Origin of the sequence: Alcanivorax sp. HI0007 (assembly GCF_001635525.1) — a bacterium.
In the GTDB taxonomy this organism is placed as follows: domain Bacteria; phylum Pseudomonadota; class Gammaproteobacteria; order Pseudomonadales; family Alcanivoracaceae; genus Alcanivorax.
The window spans coordinates 58,662-74,861 of record NZ_LWEJ01000170.1 but is presented as its reverse complement, the minus strand read 5'-3'; the positions used below and the strand labels follow the sequence as shown (position 1 = coordinate 74,861).

Below are 16,200 nucleotides of genomic sequence, written 5' to 3'. Positions count from 1 at the left end.
GGCACTGATGCTGGCCAGTTGCACCCATGTACGCAGTAGTCAGGACGTCTCGCTGGACGCGGAAGGGACCTGGCTGGTGCTGCCGCTGGTCAACCGCACCGGCACCCCCCAGGCCGGGTTGCGGGCAGCGGCCATCGTCGAGTCGGTACTCTATCGCCATGGCGTGACCACCGTGGACAGCTACCCGGAAACCGGTAATGACGGCTTGTTGTTCGAAGCCTCGTCCTCTGCCAACCGCGAGAAAATGGATCGCTGGGCACAGTCGCAATCGGCCCAGTATGTGGTCAGCGGTGTGGTCCATGAATGGCGCTACAAGACCGGTGTGGATGGCGAACCGGCAGTGGGTGTGATGCTGGAAATCCGTGAATTACCCTCCGGGAATATCGTTTACAGCGGGACAGGTGCCCGTGCTGGCTGGGCAAGATCGTCGCTCAGCCAAACGGGGCAGAAAGTGATCGATAAGCTGCTGGCACCGGTCATTCGCTAATGCGCAAGTGGCTGGGTAACACTGTCATCCCCGCACTGGTGGCGCCATCGGCAAGACCCTTATGGGTGGTGCTGGAGGCGGTAATACTGACCGTGGCGGCTGTGGGTATCGGGCTGTGGTTGCGTTCCGATGACCCGCTGGCGCTGGGTGCCAACTTCCGCTGGGGTCTCTTTGTGCCCATTGTTGTGGCGTTGCGATACGGCAGTCTGGCAGGCGTATTCGGGATGTTGTGTCTGCTGGCGAGCTGGTTCGTGCTTCGCAAGGTGGGCTTTTATGCGGACTGGAGTTTTCCTGAGGGCACCATGCTGGGCGGGTTCATCCTCAGCCTGGTTTGTGGTGAATTTGCCGACCTCTGGCGGGTGCGTCTGCAACGGGCGGAAAGTGCTGCCAGCTATGCGTTGGAGCGTCTGCAGAACCTGACTCAGCGTCACGTGCTGTTGCGACTGTCCCATGATCGCCTTGAAGAAAATCTGCTGGTCAAACCTTACACCGTGCGGGATGCGCTTTTTCGGTTACGGGATCTGACCCTGGATGAAAGTGACGGAAAGGTCCTGCCGGCGGCGGATGATCTGATCAACCTGCTGGCAGAGTATTGCCAGCTGCAGCGTGCAGGCTTGTACCCGATCATCGATGGCAAGGTCAGTGACCAGCCTGCTGCGTTGCTGGGTGAGAACAAACCCCTGGACCCGAACGACGCCTTGCTGAACCACGCCCTGGACATCGGCATGCTCGCCCATGTGCAACAGCATACCCAGGATGACCTCTACGTTGGCCGTTACCTGGTGGCTGCGCCGGTGACCAACAGTGCCGGGGAGATGATTGGCGCACTGGTGGTGGAACGGTTGCCATTTCTTTCCATGAATTATGAAAACCTTCAGCTGCTCTCAGTACTGTTGAATTTCTATGCGGATGTGGCTCACAACGGGGAAGAGGTCGACAGTCTTCTGGATACCTGGCCGAATCTGCCCAACCGTTTCGCCAGCGAACTCACTGCCCTGGCCCGACTCCGTGGGGAGGCCCGGGTAGATACCGCTCTGACGCTGTTTGTCGCGGATGACAGCGAACAGGCTGCACAGATTCTGGAAGTGCTGGCCCGTGGGTTGCGCAGTCTGGACCTGGCCTGGTGGGTGCATGACAACGTATTGATGATCATGATGCCGATGACCGGGGAGTCCAGTCTGGAAGGTTTTGTGTTGCGCACCGAACAGTGGTTGCAGGACGACTTTGCGTTCTTCAGTCTGCGCCAGGCGGGGGTCAAGTACTTCCATCGGCTACTGGATGAGCGTGATCCGGCCGATCAGCTGAACGAACTGCTGGGGGTGGCGGGTGTCTAGCTGGAAGCTGCTTATCTATGCCATCAGTGCCGAATTGGGCTCTTTGCTGCTGCTGCTTAGCCAGAACAGCTCGCTATCCTATTTCCTGCTTTATCTGGTGTCTCACGGTTTGGCCTCGGCCCTGCTTTCCGCAGTGGCATGGACCTTTCTTCCCACCCGTTTTCGGGAACCGAAAGTATTCTCGCTGGCGTTGATTTTTTCCTTCGCTTTTTTCATTCCGGCGATTGGCCTGTTGACCATCGTCGGCGGGATTGCCCTCGGCGTGATGTTGCCGGCGTTGTTCAAGCCGCTTCCTTTTTCCCAGGTAGCCAAGCCTTACTTCACTCCGGTGAACAATCAGCAAAGCGCCGGTTTCCGGCAGGTTGACCTGAAAACCCTGCTTACCAGTGAGACTGCGCCCAACGCCTTGCGGATTCAGGGCATGCTGGTACTCAAGGACATGCCTGGACGGGTCACGGGCCGATTGCTGCGTGATTCACTGGGTGATTCCTATGAGGATTTGCGCCTGCTTGCCTACGGTATTCTGGATCAGAAGGAAAAAGAGATTACCCGTGATATTGACCGGGCGCTGCAATTGCTGGAGCGGGCCAAAGAGTCGCGTCGATACCGACTTGCCCGGCGTCTGGCTGAACTTTACTGGGAACTGAGCTATCAGGACCTGGTTCGCAGTGACATCCTCACCCTGACCCTGGAGCGGGCCAGTTTTTATGCCGATATGGGACTGATGGAATCCCCCGAGGATGCCGGTCTGTGGTTGCTCCGTGGACGTATCAAGATGAGCCAGGACAACCTTGGGGAAGCCCAGGAATCCCTGATATTTGCTCGCAGATTGGGGTTGTCCCCGGCCCAGGTAAACCCCTGGTTGGCGGAAATCGCTCTGCAACGACGGCAATTGCCCATGGTGCGCTTGCTGATGGAACAAATTCCCGATGGCAGTCAGTTTACTGCCTTGAATAAATCCGTGGAGTACTGGAGGGGCTATGGCGCTGCCCAGAGCGGATAAGGCGGATATCTGCCTGCTGCTTGAGGGAACTTTTCCCTATGTCAGTGGCGGCGTGTCCAGCTGGGTAAACCAGATTATCCGTGGTTTTCCCGAATATACGTTTGCCTGTTGCTTCGTCGGTAGCCGACCGGAAGATTACGGCGACATGAAGTACACCCTGCCGGACAATGTGGTGCACCTGGAAGTGCACTACTTGCATGACTTCCAGCGCGGGGCTGAGAAAAAACCCAAAAAAGGTGACCCGAAGGCGTTCGAACGGTTACGTCGGCTCCACGAGTTGATGCGCACAGGGCGACATTCCCGGGAGCGTGAGGCTTTGCTGGGCGAGGCTCTGGATGGCCTTGGCGATGGCTGTTGTTATTCCGAGGATGCATTCCTGCACAGTCGGGCAAGCTGGGATTTCATCTCCGATGCCTATCGCAAGTACAGCCGCGACCCTTCCTTTGTGGATTATTTCTGGACCGTGCGCATCATGCATTCCCCCTTGTGGGTACTGAATGATATTGCCAGCAATCTGATCCCGGCGCGTATGTATCACACCATATCCACCGGTTATGCCGGTTTTCTGGGGGCCATGCTGAAACGTCGCACCGGCAAGCCGTTGCTGCTTTCCGAACATGGCATCTACACCAAGGAACGCAAGATCGATCTGTTCCAGAGTGAATGGATCAGTGATAACCGCGGCCTGGTGGAAAAGAACAATGCGGAAATGGCGTACTTCCGCGAGAAGTGGGTGAACTTCTTCACCGAACTGGGCCGTGAGTGTTATCAGTCATCGAACCGCATCGTGGCCCTGTACGAACGTAACCGGCAGCGGCAGGTGGAAGACGGCGCCCCCGCCGAACGTACGCTTAATATTCCCAACGGCATCGACCTGCCGCGTATGGAAAAAGTCCGTGCCGCCAGGGGCACCGAAATCCCCCAGACCGCCTGCCTGATCGGCCGGGTGGTACCCATCAAGGACGTGAAAACCTTCCTGCGTGCCATGCGTACCCTGGTCAACGAGATTCCGGACGCGAAAGGCTGGATTGCCGGTCCGGAGGATGAAGACAAGGAATATGCCGCGGAGTGCCGCTCGCTGGTAACCAGCCTGGGCCTGGAAAAAAACGTGGAGTTTCTTGGGTTTCAGAAAATCGACGAGTTGCTGCCGAAAGTGGGTGTGATTGTACTCAGCTCCATCAGCGAAGCCTTGCCTCTGGTGTTGCTGGAAGGCTTTGCCGCGGGTGTGCCGGCGGTGTCCACGGATGTGGGCTCCTGCCGTCAATTGATCGAAGGGCTGGATGAAGAAGATCGGGCGTTCGGCAAGGCCGGTTCGGTGGTTGGCATTGCTGACCCGGAAGCGTTGGGTAAGGCGGTGGCGACGTTGCTCAGTGATTCGCAGGCCTGGCACGACGCGCAGCAAGCCGGTATCCGCCGGGTGGAAACCCTGTATACCCAGCAGCAGATGTTCGGTTCCTACCGTGAGCTTTATCAGGGCCTGCTGGAAGGGGATATCTGATGGCAGGTATCGGTTTTGAGCTGCGAAAACTGCTGCGCAAGGATACCTTGCTGGGCCTGATCCGTGCTTATGCCTATGCTGGCGTAATCAGCTCCGGGCCCTGGGTGCTGTCGATTATCGGCATCCTGATCATTGGTATTTTCAGCCTGGGGGCGGTGGTGCCGGATATTGCCGTGTCCCAGTTCCAGGTCACGGTGACCTATCTGATTGCCATCAGCCTGGTACTGACCGGCACTGTGCAATTGGCGTTCACCCGCTTTTGTGCGGATCGTGCCTTTGAGCAGCGCGAGGATCTGATTCTGCCCAACTATGGTGGTGTCACCCTGTTGGTCACGGTGATTTCCGGCGTGCTGTCGCTGTTGGTGGCTCTGTTCCTGTTCCCGGAACAGAGCATTCTGTTCCGGGTACTGATGGCGGCCAGCTTCGTGGTGTTGTGCAATATCTGGATCGCTACCGTGTTTCTGTCCGGCATGAAGCAATACAAGGCCATCTTGCTGCTTTATGCCCTGGGTTACGCGATTACCGTGGTGGGAGCCTTGTTGCTGCGCTTTCTCGACCTGGAGGGGCTGCTGCTAGGGTTTCTGCTGGGGCAGGTGACATTGCTGGCCGGCATGCTGGTATTGATCGTTCGCGGTTATCCGGCGCGCAGCATGGTGTCCTTCGAGATGTTCGGTCCTCGTTATCTGTACCCCAGCCTGATGCTTGTCGGGCTGTTCTATAACGCCGGAGTATGGGCGGACAAGGCCATGTTCTGGTTCTACAGCGGCACCGGCAGCGATGTGATCGGTCCGTTGCGTGCCTCGCTGATCTATGACATCCCGGTGTTCCTGTCCTACCTGTCGCTGATTCCCGGTATGGCCGTGTTTCTGGTGCGCATGGAAACCGATTTCGTTGAGTATTACAGCAATTTCTACGATGCGGTGCGCGAAGGAGGCTCGCTGTCCTATATCGAGGACATGCGCAACCAGATGGTGTTCGTGATCCGTCAGGGGATCTTCCAGATCCTCAAGATCCAGGCCATCTCGGCGCTGGTGATCATGGTGGCCGGCGCCCAGATTTTCGCGGCCCTGGGGATCACCGATCTCTACCTGCCGTTGCTGAAAGTACAGCTGGTAGCCACGGCGCTACAGGTGGTGTTCCTGGCCATCATCAACGTGTTCTGCTATCTGGACCAGCGCCGCATGCTGGTACTGCTCACCGGCCTGTTTTTCGTGCTCAACGTGATCTTTACCGGCATCAGCCTGTACCTGGGCCCGCAGTTCTTCGGCTTCGGTTTCCTGCTGTCGCTGGCAGTGTGCGTGATGTTGGGGTTGTGGCTGGTTAACCGGAAGATGGGGGAGCTGGAGTACAGCACATTTATGCTGCATTGATTGATATAGCCGCTAACCTTTCTGGAATCCCCGTAGGAGGGTAGCGGAGTAACGCACGTTGTGCAGTGCGGCCCGAAGGGTGAGCGTAGCGAATAATGCCTCTCGAGGCGCGAACCGAGTGCAAGCGAGGTGACGCGACAGAGGTCTAGAGCTGTCGGTCATTCTTTCTGAAACCTGTCGAGCCTTGATATTCCTGATTGCCCTGCGGGCAATGTCCTCGCTAGGGCGAGGATCGCGCCTCAAGCGGCGCTCCTACAGCGGCTACGTAGCACCCTGTGAGTTCCCCCACCCAAAAAAAACGGCGCCATAAGGCGCCGTAATAGTTTGGCTCGGGAGAGCTATCACGGAGTAGAAACTCCGGAGTCGATGGATGGGACCTCATCGACGCCTGGCATTATGTGGACAGTTGTTCGCCGAAACATTCGCTTTGTAGACTTTCTGTTTAGCCCGCCAGGTCAATTTTTGCACGAAAGTGCATATAAGCCCGCCAGTCATGGCTTCCCCGGCATCAGTCCGCAGGCGCCCAGGAGCTCCTGCCACAGGCTAACATGGCGCTCCAGGGCACGCTCCATGCGGCTTTCCACTCCGTCCTGACCGAAGTAATGGTGCCGCCAGTGGGTGAAAGAGGCGGGGGGCGAATCCAGAAGACCGTTCATCTGTTCGAGGCTGTCAGCCAGAGACTGACGCTGGCGACGGCTTTGCGCCAGGGCCTGCTGCACCTTTGGCCCCCACACCTTGTCCAGCACATTGCGCAGGCGATGGGCCCGGGTGCTGGCCTGGTTGCGCGGACAAAGGCGTTGCGGATCAATGCCCTCCAGTAGTTGGTTACCACGCTCCAGCTCACGCAATGAAAGCGCCATGCGCCGAAGCAGGTAGCCGCCGGATTGATTATGGGCCAGGGTTTCCAGCAGCGGCTCCAGCTTCAGCGGTGTCACCGCGCCGCTCTGTTTGTGGGCGACCAGGGTGTGACTCAGTTGCTGCAGGCTCTGCAAGGCAGCGCTGATGTCGCCGACATTGGCGGACGGAGACTGACTGAAAAAGCGCCGTATTTCCTCGCTGCTGGCAAGCACATTCCAGTACAGGGCCGGCAACGCGGCTTTCTTTTCGGCCACCACCTTCGACATGATCTTTACCAGCTCCGGGTCCTCCAGTGCGTCTTCTTCCAGGCAGGCGCGCGCCTGTTGAATAAACGCCAGCTCATGATTGAGCCGTAAGGAATCCGCCTGCAGCTTGCCCAGAGCGCTGTTGCGCTGGCTGATCAGTTCCATCAGTCCACAGTGGCGCAGTTCCAGATAATCGAGCAGGTCCACGCGGTGTTCCGGCAGTGGCAGCCGTAACTCTCTGGCACCGGGATAGGTCAGCAGGGGAAGTGGGCCCCGTGCGGGAAGCTCCTGTCGGCTCAGTCGGGCAATCCGGCTAAGGTAATCCTCCCATCGCGCTTCATCCGGGTCCTGCGGGGCCAGCCACCCGATGACAAGCAGTGAAGCGATGGCCAGGGATGCCAGTACCCAGCCGGCTTTTTTCTGCATCACGACGGCACTCCGATTGGTGTGCTGTTTGAGTTTTGCCAAACCGTTGACACTGCGGTGGATCTGCCCACGCATTGCGGAACGGTTGTGCTATGTTTGGCCTGATCATTAATTTGCATTGGAAGCGCATTATGTCAACGAGGGGATTGCCGTTTTTCCGGTTAGTGATGCTGTTCTTGGCATTATCACTGGGCGCCTGTGATACCGGAGAGAAGGGGGGCACCGACTCACCACCCAAACAGGATAAAGCCGACACGCAAACCACTCAGCCCGCGCCGGCACAGCTGGATAGTCGCTGGCAGGCTCACCTGGCGTCTTCCCCCTCCGGGGTGATCAGTGCCCGGGCCCCGTTGGTGGTGCGTTTCAATCACCCGGTCATTGCGGCAGACAAGCTTGACCAGCCGGTCTCCGGTGTCGCCCGGCTGGTGCCGGAAATACCGGCGGACATTCGCTTTACTGCCGAAGACCGGCTGGAAATCCACTCCTCGGAACCACTGCCCGCCGGTGAAAACCTGACCCTGATGCTCTATGCCCAGGGCCTGAACGGTGTGGATGAAACGCTACCCCCGGCAGAATTCCCCCTGCAGGTCATGCGCCAGCAACTGAGCCTGACCGTGCAATCCCTGCTGCCGGCGGATGATGGCGAGCAGATGGTGCTCACCGGCAGCCTGGAAACCCGGGATCTGGCAGACGAAGAGAGGGTGGAAAAAAGCCTGCGCGCCAGCCAGGACAATCAAAGCCTCCCGGTAAGCTGGGAGCACGACAAGGCCGGCTTGCGCCATGGTTTTACCGTATCCGGTATCCGCCGGGGCGACCAGGCCAGTCAGGTGACCCTGGGCTGGAATGGCAGCTCGCTGGGCGTGGAAAATCAGGGTGAGCGCCATTACAACGTCCCTGCGGTAGCGGCCTTCGAAGTCACCAATGTGCGGGCAGTGAACTACCCGAAACCCCATGTGGAAGTGAATTTTTCCGAGGCCCTGCAAGGCTCCCAGAACCTCAACGGCCTGGTCACCCTGAATGGCAAGGCGCCACGCCTGGAGGTGGACGGCAGTCGCCTGCGGGTCTACCCCCAGGATGACAAGGAAGAGAATGTGGCACTGGTGATCGACGCCGGTCTGCGCTCCGCCAGTCATGGCCGGCTGGCGGAAAAGCTGGAAAAAACCATCACCCTGATGATGACCAAGCCCGGTGTGCGCTTTGTCGGCAAGGGCACCATCCTGCCGGATGGCAAGCAGCTCAGCGTCCCTTTTGAGGCCGTCGGTATTCGCTCAGTGAAGGTGCAGGCCTTCCGGGTGTTTGACGACAATATTGGCAATTATCTGCAGGGCAGTGAGCTGGATGAGGGTGACATGGATACCCGCACTGGCCGCTACCTGTGGCAGAAAACCCTTGAGCTTCCCGCCAACGGCGACGGTTGGCAGCGCTATCATCTGGACCTGACCGAGCTGATGGCCAAACATCCCAATGGTCTGGTCCATCTCACCCTGACCATTGATGGCGACGACATCACTTATACCTGCCCGGACAATGCCCTGACCCGTGAGACAACCCTGCCGGACAACAACGAAGGCCCGGGGCAGGAACAGGACCAACCGGACCGGTTGGCGGATTATTACCGTGATGCCGGCTACCTGAGCTGGTACGAACAGGACAACCCCTGTTCCGACAGTTACTACCGCTATAACGACCTGGCCTCCAGCACCCGTGCCTTCCTGGCTTCCAACTTGGGCCTGATCGCCAAGCGTGGCCAGGACGATACCCTGCACGTGGTGGCCACCACCCTGGACAACAATGAGCCCGCCGCCGATGTGGTGGTGAAGGCCTACAATTACCAGCAGCAACAGGTAGGTATGGGGCTCACCGATGAGGAGGGCATGGCCAGCCTCAAGCTGGATGGCACGCCTTTCTATCTGCAGGCGGTAAAAGATCGCGACACCGGTTTCCTGAAAGTGGCCCGCAACCGGGCCTTGCCCACCAACCAGTTCAACACCAGCGGCCAGACCGTGCGCGATGGTCTGAAAGGGTTTTTCTACGGGGAACGGGATGTGTGGCGCCCGGGCGATGACATCCACCTGACCTTTATTCTCGAAGATAAAAACGACGTGCTGCCCGACGACCACCCGCTCTCTCTGGACTGGTTCGATCCCCGTGGAAACAAGGTGAAAAGCTACAGCCTGGATCAGCCGGTGGGGGACTTTTATGCCTTTACCCTGAGCACCCGCGAAGACGCCCCCACCGGTAACTGGCGCGCCGTGGCCCGGCTGGGGCAGCGCTATTTCGATACCCCGGTGCGGGTAGAGGCCATCAAGCCCAACCGGCTGAAGATTGAGCTGGAACTGCCCGACCAGCTACCCGCCAATGAAGCGGCGCAGGTGGGCCTGTTTGCCCAGTGGCTCAACGGCGCCACCGCCGCCAGCCTGAAAGCGGATGTGAAAGTGCGGGTGGCGGCGACCACAACTGGCTTCGATGGCCTCAATGCCTATCATTTCGATGACAGCACCCGCGCCCTCAGTAGCGAGCCCTTTACCGCCTTCGAAGCCAATGTGGACGGGCAGGGCAAGGCCCGCTTCCCGCTCACCATCCCGGTGGAACAGACCCCGGGCATGCTGCGCGCTACCCTGACCACCCGGGTGTTCGAAAACAGCGGTGATTACAGTACCCAGGTTCGCAGTGTGCCGGTCTACCCCTTCAAACACTGGGTTGGCATGCAGGTGCCGCAGGGCAGTGGTTGGGGCGGTGCGTTGTCCCGTGATGGCAAGCACCCGATCGACCTGATCAGCGTGAACAGCCAGGGCAAGCCGGTGGACGGCCGGCCGCTGGATATCACTATCTACGAAATCGACTGGCGCTGGTGGTGGGACCGATCCGGCGACGACCTGAGCAATTTCATCAGCGACCCCAATACCAAGGTGGTTACCCAGGCACAGCTGACCACGGATGCACAAGGCCGGGGCCAATGGACGCTGAATGGCAACAACTATGACTGGGGTCGCCACCTGATTCGCGTCTGCGATCGACAAAGTGATCACTGCACCTCGCAGACCGTGTATCTGGGCTGGAGCAGCGACCAGGCCAGCGGCAGTCAGGATGCGGCTACCCGTTTGTCCCTCTCTGCGGACAAGGAAGGTTACCAGGTGGGCGACACAGCCAGGGTAGAACTGCCTGCGATCAGCGAAGGCCGCCTGCTGGTGAGCCTGGAAAACGGTTCCCGGGTGCTGGATCACTACTGGCTGCCGGCCAGTGGCCAGGCTCAGACTTTGGAGATTCCGGTGACTGCCGAGATGGCGCCCAACGTGTATGTGCATGTGGCTTTGCTGCAACCGCACCAGCGCGACAACGACCGGCCCATCCGTCTGTACGGTATCGTGCCGCTACTGGTGGAAGACCCGGCCACCCGATTGCAGCCGCAGATAAGCGCGCCGCAAAAAGTGAAACCGGAAGAAAGCTTCACCGTGGAGGTCAGCGAAAAGCAGGGCAAGGCCATGACCTATACCCTGGCGCTGGTGGACGAGGGCCTGCTTGGCCTCACCAACTACCGCACCCCGGACCCCCACGGCGCCTTCTATCGTCGCGAAGCCCTGGGAGTACTGACCTGGGATCTGTTCGACATGGTGGTCGGTGCCTACGGGGCCGAGCTGGACCGGCTGTTGGCCCTGGGCGGCTCCGATGGCGCCGATGATGGCCGCGAAAAACAGCGGCGGCGTTTCCCGCCGGTGGTGAAATTCCTCGGCCCCTTCACCCTGGATGCGGGTGATAGCGCCAGTCACGAGATCAGCCTGCCGCCCTATATGGGGCAGGTCAGGGCCATGGTGGTGGCCGGTGACAATGGCGCCTACGGCAAGGCGGATCAGGACATCACCGTGACCCAGCCACTGGCAGTGCTCAGTACCTTGCCGAGGGTCATGGGCCCGGGAGAAACCGTGGATTTGCCGGTAACGGTGTTCGTCACCGACGACGCGGTGAAGCAGGTCACGTTGTCCGTGCAGGCAGATGATGACCTGTTCAGCGTGGAAACCGGTGAGGCGGCGATGACCTTTACCGGACCGTCGGACCAGATCGTCATGCTGCGCCTGCGCGCCAACGACCGGGTAGGCACCGGCTCGGTCACGGTGACGGCCACGGGGGGCAAGCATCGCGCCAGCGAAACCGTGCACCTGCCGGTACGGGCAGCTAATCCGCCCACCACCCGCGATACCTTCAAGGTGCTGGAGAAAGGGGAAACCTGGGCGCTGGATTATCAGCCCCATGGCATGACCGGTACCAACAGCGCGACATTGGCAGTGAGTGCCCTGCCGGCCATGGGGCTGGAGCGACGGTTGAATTATCTGCTGCGCTACCCCCACGGCTGCGTTGAGCAAACCACGTCGTCGGTGCTGCCGCAGTTGTACTTGAAACAGCTGGTGCAACTGGATGCGCAGCAGCAACAGGAGATCCAAACGAACATTACCGCCGGCATCGAACGGCTCAAGCGCTTCCAGCTGGCCAACGGCGGCTTTGGCTACTGGCCCGGCCAGGCCCAGGCCAATGACTGGGGGTCTACCTATGCCGGGCACTTCCTGCTGGAAGCCAGAAGGCTGGGGTATGCGGTGCCCGCCGGCATGATGGATGACTGGGTCGAATACCAAACCCGTCGTAGTCAGACCCTGGGGGATCGTCCCTGGGAATGGAGCGCCGAGGCCTATCGGCAGTACACCCTGGCTCTGGCCGGCAAGCCCCAGGTGGGTGCCATGAACCGCCTGCGTGAGCGCCTGCAGATGGCGAAGCAGGACTATCCCCGCAGTGCCAGTTACCACAGCGGTCGCTGGTTGCTGGCGGCGGCCTATCAGCAGATGGGGCTCAGCGATGTGGCCGCTGAACTCACCACATTGAATGTGGATGATCTGGACTATGACGGTGCCAGTTACACCTACGGCTCCTCCCTGCGTGATCAGGCCATTCGCCTGACGGTGGCTCAGGCTCTGAATCGTGAGCAGGAGGCCTGGTCCCTGGCCCAGGATATTGCCGATCAATTGTCCGGACAGAGCTGGTACAGCACCCAGACCACCGCCTGGTCACTGATGGCCATGGCCCGTTATGCGGGGAGTCAGGGCGGCGATCATGGTTACCGCTTTGCCTGGCAGGAAGGCAAACAGGGCTGGCAGGATATTGCCGCCACCTCGCCGGTCACCCGCCAGCCGCTCAACGCCGGCGGCCGGGAAGGGGATGACAAACAGTCGCTCAGTGTACGCAATGACAGCGATCGCAAGCTGTTCGTTACCCTCAGCCAGACCGGTACTCCGCTACCGGGCAACGAGGCGCCGGTGAGCGAAGGCTTGAGTCTGGCCGTACGGTTCCTGGTTAATGACAGGCCGATCAATCCGGCCAGCCTGACGCAAGGGCAGGATTTCACGGCGCAGGTGACGGTGACCAATACCGGCTCCCGCTTGCTGGAGGATGTGGCGCTGACCCAGATTCTGCCGTCCGGCTGGCAGCTGACCAGCAGCCGTCTGGATGGCAGTGCGGGCAATAACGAGAAGGTGACGTACCAGGATCTGCGCGACGACCGGGTGATGCATTACTTCGACCTGAAGCCCGGCAGTAAAGATGCCCTGACCCTCAGCGTGGACCTGAACGCCTCTTTCGCCGGCCGTTTCTACCTGCCGGCCTGGACCGTGGAAGCCATGTACGACGGCCGCCGTCAGGCCCGCAGCAAAGGCCAGTGGGTGGAAGTGAAACGGGAATAAACAGGGCGACATAGTGAATCAAAAAGCCCCGGACATTCCGGGGCTTTTTTGTGGATGCCGTAGGGGGTTGTGTCAGGCGGCTTCGTTTTTCTGGTAACCGTCCGCATCGCCGATCAGGCTATCCATTTCTGCCAGAAATTCCCGGTTGTCGTGGTCCCAGGGGTGGAAGCCCGGCTTGAACCAGTCCAGCCAGGGAATCACCACCCGGCGCAGGCCGCCCGGTTTCAGCCACTGGAACTTGAACGAGAGCCACCAGCCTTTCAGATTGAACAACTGGCCCACCTTCCAGGTGTTGATCAGGTAGAAGGGATAGAACAGCGAGAAGAAAATGGTGGTGGCCAGGACCAGGCCCACACTGCGCAGGGCCCACGCTTTGATGCCGGTACCGAATACGGTCTGGTACACATCAAAGGCGACCGCCTTGTGCTCGGTTTCTTCCAGGGCGTGCCAGTGCCACAGACGCTGGTAGGACTCATCCGAATCGTCAATCAGGTCCGGCTCACGCAGCAGGATATCGGCGAGAATGGCGGTCAGGTGTTCCAGTGCCACGGTGGCGGAGAGTTGCAGAGCATTGGGTGTGTATTTGGAAATCACATCCAGCAGTTTGGAAACAATGGCTTCCTGGGTATCCACCGGCAGCCCGGCTTCCACCATCTTCTGGTTGTAGTCCTCATGCTCGCGCCCGTGCATGGCCTCCTGACCAATAAAGGCTCGCACGGCTTCCTGCAGTTCCGGGTCGTCAATGCGGTCGCGATACTTGCGAACGCTATTGATGAAGAAGCGCTCGCCTTCCGGGAAAAACAGCGAAAGCGTGTTGAAGAACTGGGTGACCGTGGGGCCCCAACTGTGCCAATTGAGTACCTTCTCATCCGGAACATGAAATTTGAGATTCCGGCGAATTGGCATGATATGCATTTTCATTGTTATACCACCTTTTCTCCAATGATCCTGTCATCCACTTAACGCCTGTTGGCCGAAAATTACAATTCCACTGTGACAGTCGATCACGGAATTGAAACAATGGGTTTTAGTTAGCTGATAGAGGTCGGCAATGACGGGAAAATGGCGTTTATTGTTAAGCGCTGTTGTGTGCCTGGTGGCGATTGGCAGTGCCTTCCACTTTCTGGTGATGGAGCGCCATGGGGTACCGGACAGTGGTATCCGGGTGGTGGAGCAGGGTAATGACGAGGGCGGCCGCGACTGGGTGATTCGTCTCTACCAGAGTGACCGCCGTCACCATTGGCAAGTCAGCGGCAAGGGCTATGCCGTGGCAATTGACCGCCTGGGCAAGGACAGCTTCTCTCTCGATATCACCTACGGGAGCAGTGGTGACGGGCGCCACAGGATTCGCCAGCAGGTGCGCTTGCACGAAGGCCCCACCCTGGTGGCGGCCTTCGCTGCAGGCCCGAGCGAGGCCGGTGACACCCGGGTTATTGTTGATCGGGTGAAGTAGGCGGTGCCGGCTCGGCGTTTGCGGCATCGTCCGGAGTGCGGTTGTGCAGCATCACGGCTACCAATACGGCGGTCATCGCCAGAATCCCTGCACCAATGGCGGAGTTGGTATGCAGTGCCAGGCTGAAGCCCTCCCGGGCTGCGGCCATCACCGGCGCGCCCAGTTCCGGGCCCAACTGCGCGGCGGCACCGATGGCCCCGCCCAGGGTATCCCCGGCAGCCAGTGACAGCTCCTCAGGCAATCCCGCAGGGAGCTGCTCCAGCATATGTTGCCGGTAAACGGCCGCGCCAATACTGCCGATCACGGCGATACCCAGCGCCATACCCAGTTCCGTGGCGGTTTCCGAGGTGGCCGACGCCGCACCGGCTTTGCGTGCCGGTGCGGCGCTGACCACCATGTCGGTCCCCAGGATCATCATCGGCATCACGCCCACGCCCATCACGGTCATTCCCACGATCAGCAAGGGAATCTGGGCGGGACTGTGCACCAGCAGCAGAATCAGCAAGCCGGCGGTTGCCATCACCAGCCCGGCGCTGACCAGCTGCCAGTGGGGCAGATAACGGGTCAGTCGGGGGATCAGTAAGGACGCTGCGGTCTGCACCAGGGCCGGCGGCAGCATCACCAGTCCGGCCTCCAGTGGCGACAGGTCAAGGACTCCCTGCAGGTACTGGAATACCATCAGCCAGGCGCCGGACAAGGCCAGGATGGTGAGCATCATGGCCGCCACCGAGGTGCTGAAGGTGCGGATGGCAAACAGCGACAGATCAAACATGGGCTCGGCCAGCCGCCGCTGACGACGGACAAAAAGCACGCCGATCGCAAGGCCCAGCGCAACGGACAGCAGCGGTATCAGTGATACTCCGTTGCGGGCCATATCTTTCAGACCGTAGATCACCGCCAGTACCATGGCCACCGACAGCAGGGCGCTGGTCCAGTCCTGGGCGCCGGCTTCCTCATCACGAAACTCCGGTAATAGCAGCGGTCCGCACACCAGCAGTAACAGCATCACCGGTACCCCCAGCAGGAACACCGAGCCCCACCAGAAGAACTCCAGCAGCGCTCCCCCCACCAGCGGGCCAATGGCGCTACCGACGATGAAACCGGTCATCCACACGGTAATTGCCACGGTACGTTCCTGCTCCAGCTGAAACATGTTTCGCAGCAGCGACAGAGTCGAAGGCATCAGGGTGGCCCCGGCAATGCCGAGTAGCGCGCGGGTGGCAATCAGCATTTCCGCACTGGTGGCAAAGGCTGCCAGGGCTGACGCAACGCCAAAAGCGGTGGCGCCGGTCAGCAGCAGCCGACGACGACCAATGCGATCACCCAGTGTGCCCATGGTTACCAGAAAGCCGGCGATCATGAAGCCATAGATATCCAGGATCCACAGGAGCTCGGCGCTGGTGGGTTTCAGGTCGGCACTGAGGTGGGGTGCCGCCAGATGCAGCACGGTCATATCCAGTGCCAGTAATACGGTGGGTAGCATCAGCACCGTCAGTCCCAGCCACTCGCGACGGGTGGCGGCTTGGGGGGTGGGCATGGTGTCTTCCTCGCAACAGGGCGTATCAGGTTGTCGTTTCCGGTGCCTGCTTTTCGACAGGGGAACGGTTAAAGAACCCTAAAGTCTCAACCTGACTTGAGGTCAAGCTGGCTGCGCAAAAAAACAGCCGGCCAGTATCCTTCCTGGTTTTCGCAAAAGCCAGTGGCGGTTGCATGACAGTGTGATGCCTGCCCGGGAATAGCGGTGAGGATGACAGAACCTTGAATCTGAATGACCACCGATGCAGATCGCGTAGGGTGCACTGA

10 protein-coding genes are annotated in these 16,200 nt (G+C 59.8%); 7 read left to right on the top strand and 3 right to left on the bottom strand.

Annotated features, from left to right (window positions below):
• From A3714_RS18030 to pelG, 5 genes are all read left to right on the top strand, one after another.
• Positions 1-487: hypothetical protein (locus A3714_RS18030; protein ID WP_063527176.1), on the top strand; the 487-nt coding region annotated here is incomplete at its 5' end.
• On the top strand, positions 487-1,821 hold the full coding sequence (locus A3714_RS09290) for a PelD GGDEF domain-containing protein (protein WP_063525636.1): 1,335 nt from the start codon (positions 487-489) through the stop codon (positions 1,819-1,821). The genes A3714_RS18030 and A3714_RS09290, both read left to right, overlap by 1 nt.
• Positions 1,814-2,824 (top strand): hypothetical protein, encoded by a 1,011-nt coding sequence (locus A3714_RS09285; protein ID WP_063508438.1) that lies wholly within the window; start codon positions 1,814-1,816, stop codon positions 2,822-2,824. Before A3714_RS09290 ends, A3714_RS09285 begins: the two co-directional genes overlap by 8 nt.
• Entirely contained in the window at positions 2,802-4,322 is a 1,521-nt protein-coding gene (pelF, locus tag A3714_RS09280) for a GT4 family glycosyltransferase PelF (protein WP_063508439.1), read from the top strand. Before A3714_RS09285 ends, pelF begins: the two co-directional genes overlap by 23 nt.
• Positions 4,322-5,692 carry an exopolysaccharide Pel transporter PelG gene (gene pelG, locus A3714_RS09275; RefSeq protein WP_063508440.1) on the top strand — a complete coding sequence of 457 codons (1,371 nt, stop codon included), beginning with the start codon at positions 4,322-4,324 and terminating at the stop codon, positions 5,690-5,692. Before pelF ends, pelG begins: the two co-directional genes overlap by 1 nt.
• Positions 5,693-6,183: 491 nt before the next feature.
• Here pelG and A3714_RS09270 read toward each other — a convergent pair whose 3' ends face one another.
• A complete protein-coding gene (locus A3714_RS09270; protein WP_231865974.1) occupies positions 6,184-7,221 on the bottom strand; it encodes a DUF3080 family protein in 1,038 nt (345 codons plus the stop codon).
• Between the two features lie 131 nt (positions 7,222-7,352).
• On the opposite strand from A3714_RS09270, the gene A3714_RS09265 reads away from it, so the two are divergent.
• Positions 7,353-12,944, top strand: a complete 5,592-nt coding sequence (locus A3714_RS09265) for an alpha-2-macroglobulin (protein WP_063509998.1) — start codon at positions 7,353-7,355, stop codon at positions 12,942-12,944.
• A gap of 72 nt (positions 12,945-13,016) precedes the next feature.
• On the opposite strand, the gene A3714_RS09260 is transcribed toward A3714_RS09265, so the two are convergent.
• Positions 13,017-13,865 carry a metal-dependent hydrolase gene (locus A3714_RS09260; protein ID WP_063509994.1) on the bottom strand — a complete coding sequence of 283 codons (849 nt, stop codon included), beginning with the start codon at positions 13,863-13,865 and terminating at the stop codon, positions 13,017-13,019.
• A 130-nt stretch (positions 13,866-13,995) separates the two neighbouring features.
• On the opposite strand from A3714_RS09260, the gene A3714_RS09255 reads away from it, so the two are divergent.
• Positions 13,996-14,397: a hypothetical protein gene (locus A3714_RS09255; RefSeq protein WP_156492926.1), complete on the top strand. Its 402-nt coding sequence runs from the start codon at positions 13,996-13,998 to the stop codon at positions 14,395-14,397.
• Here the strand turns inward: A3714_RS09255 and A3714_RS09250 are convergent.
• Positions 14,375-15,934, bottom strand: coding sequence for an MFS transporter (locus A3714_RS09250; RefSeq protein WP_063509992.1), 1,560 nt, complete (start codon positions 15,932-15,934; stop codon positions 14,375-14,377). The genes A3714_RS09255 and A3714_RS09250 overlap by 23 nt on opposite strands.
• Between the last annotated feature and the right edge of the window lie 266 nt (positions 15,935-16,200).

Bases quoted from the DNA above. Each gene is read 5' to 3' on its own strand.
- A3714_RS09250 (WP_063509992.1), bottom strand. From the start codon at position 15,934: ATGCCCACCCCCCAAGCCGCCACCCGTCGCGAGTGGCTGGGACTGACG.
- A3714_RS09270 (WP_231865974.1), bottom strand. From the start codon at position 7,221: ATGCAGAAAAAAGCCGGCTGGGTACTGGCATCCCTGGCCATCGCTTCA.
- A3714_RS09260 (WP_063509994.1), bottom strand. From the start codon at position 13,865: ATGAAAATGCATATCATGCCAATTCGCCGGAATCTCAAATTTCATGTT.
- A3714_RS09255 (WP_156492926.1), top strand. From the start codon at position 13,996: ATGACGGGAAAATGGCGTTTATTGTTAAGCGCTGTTGTGTGCCTGGTG.
- A3714_RS09265 (WP_063509998.1), top strand. From the start codon at position 7,353: ATGTCAACGAGGGGATTGCCGTTTTTCCGGTTAGTGATGCTGTTCTTG.
- pelF (WP_063508439.1), top strand. From the start codon at position 2,802: ATGGCGCTGCCCAGAGCGGATAAGGCGGATATCTGCCTGCTGCTTGAG.
- A3714_RS09290 (WP_063525636.1), top strand. From the start codon at position 487: ATGCGCAAGTGGCTGGGTAACACTGTCATCCCCGCACTGGTGGCGCCA.
- pelG (WP_063508440.1), top strand. From the start codon at position 4,322: ATGGCAGGTATCGGTTTTGAGCTGCGAAAACTGCTGCGCAAGGATACC.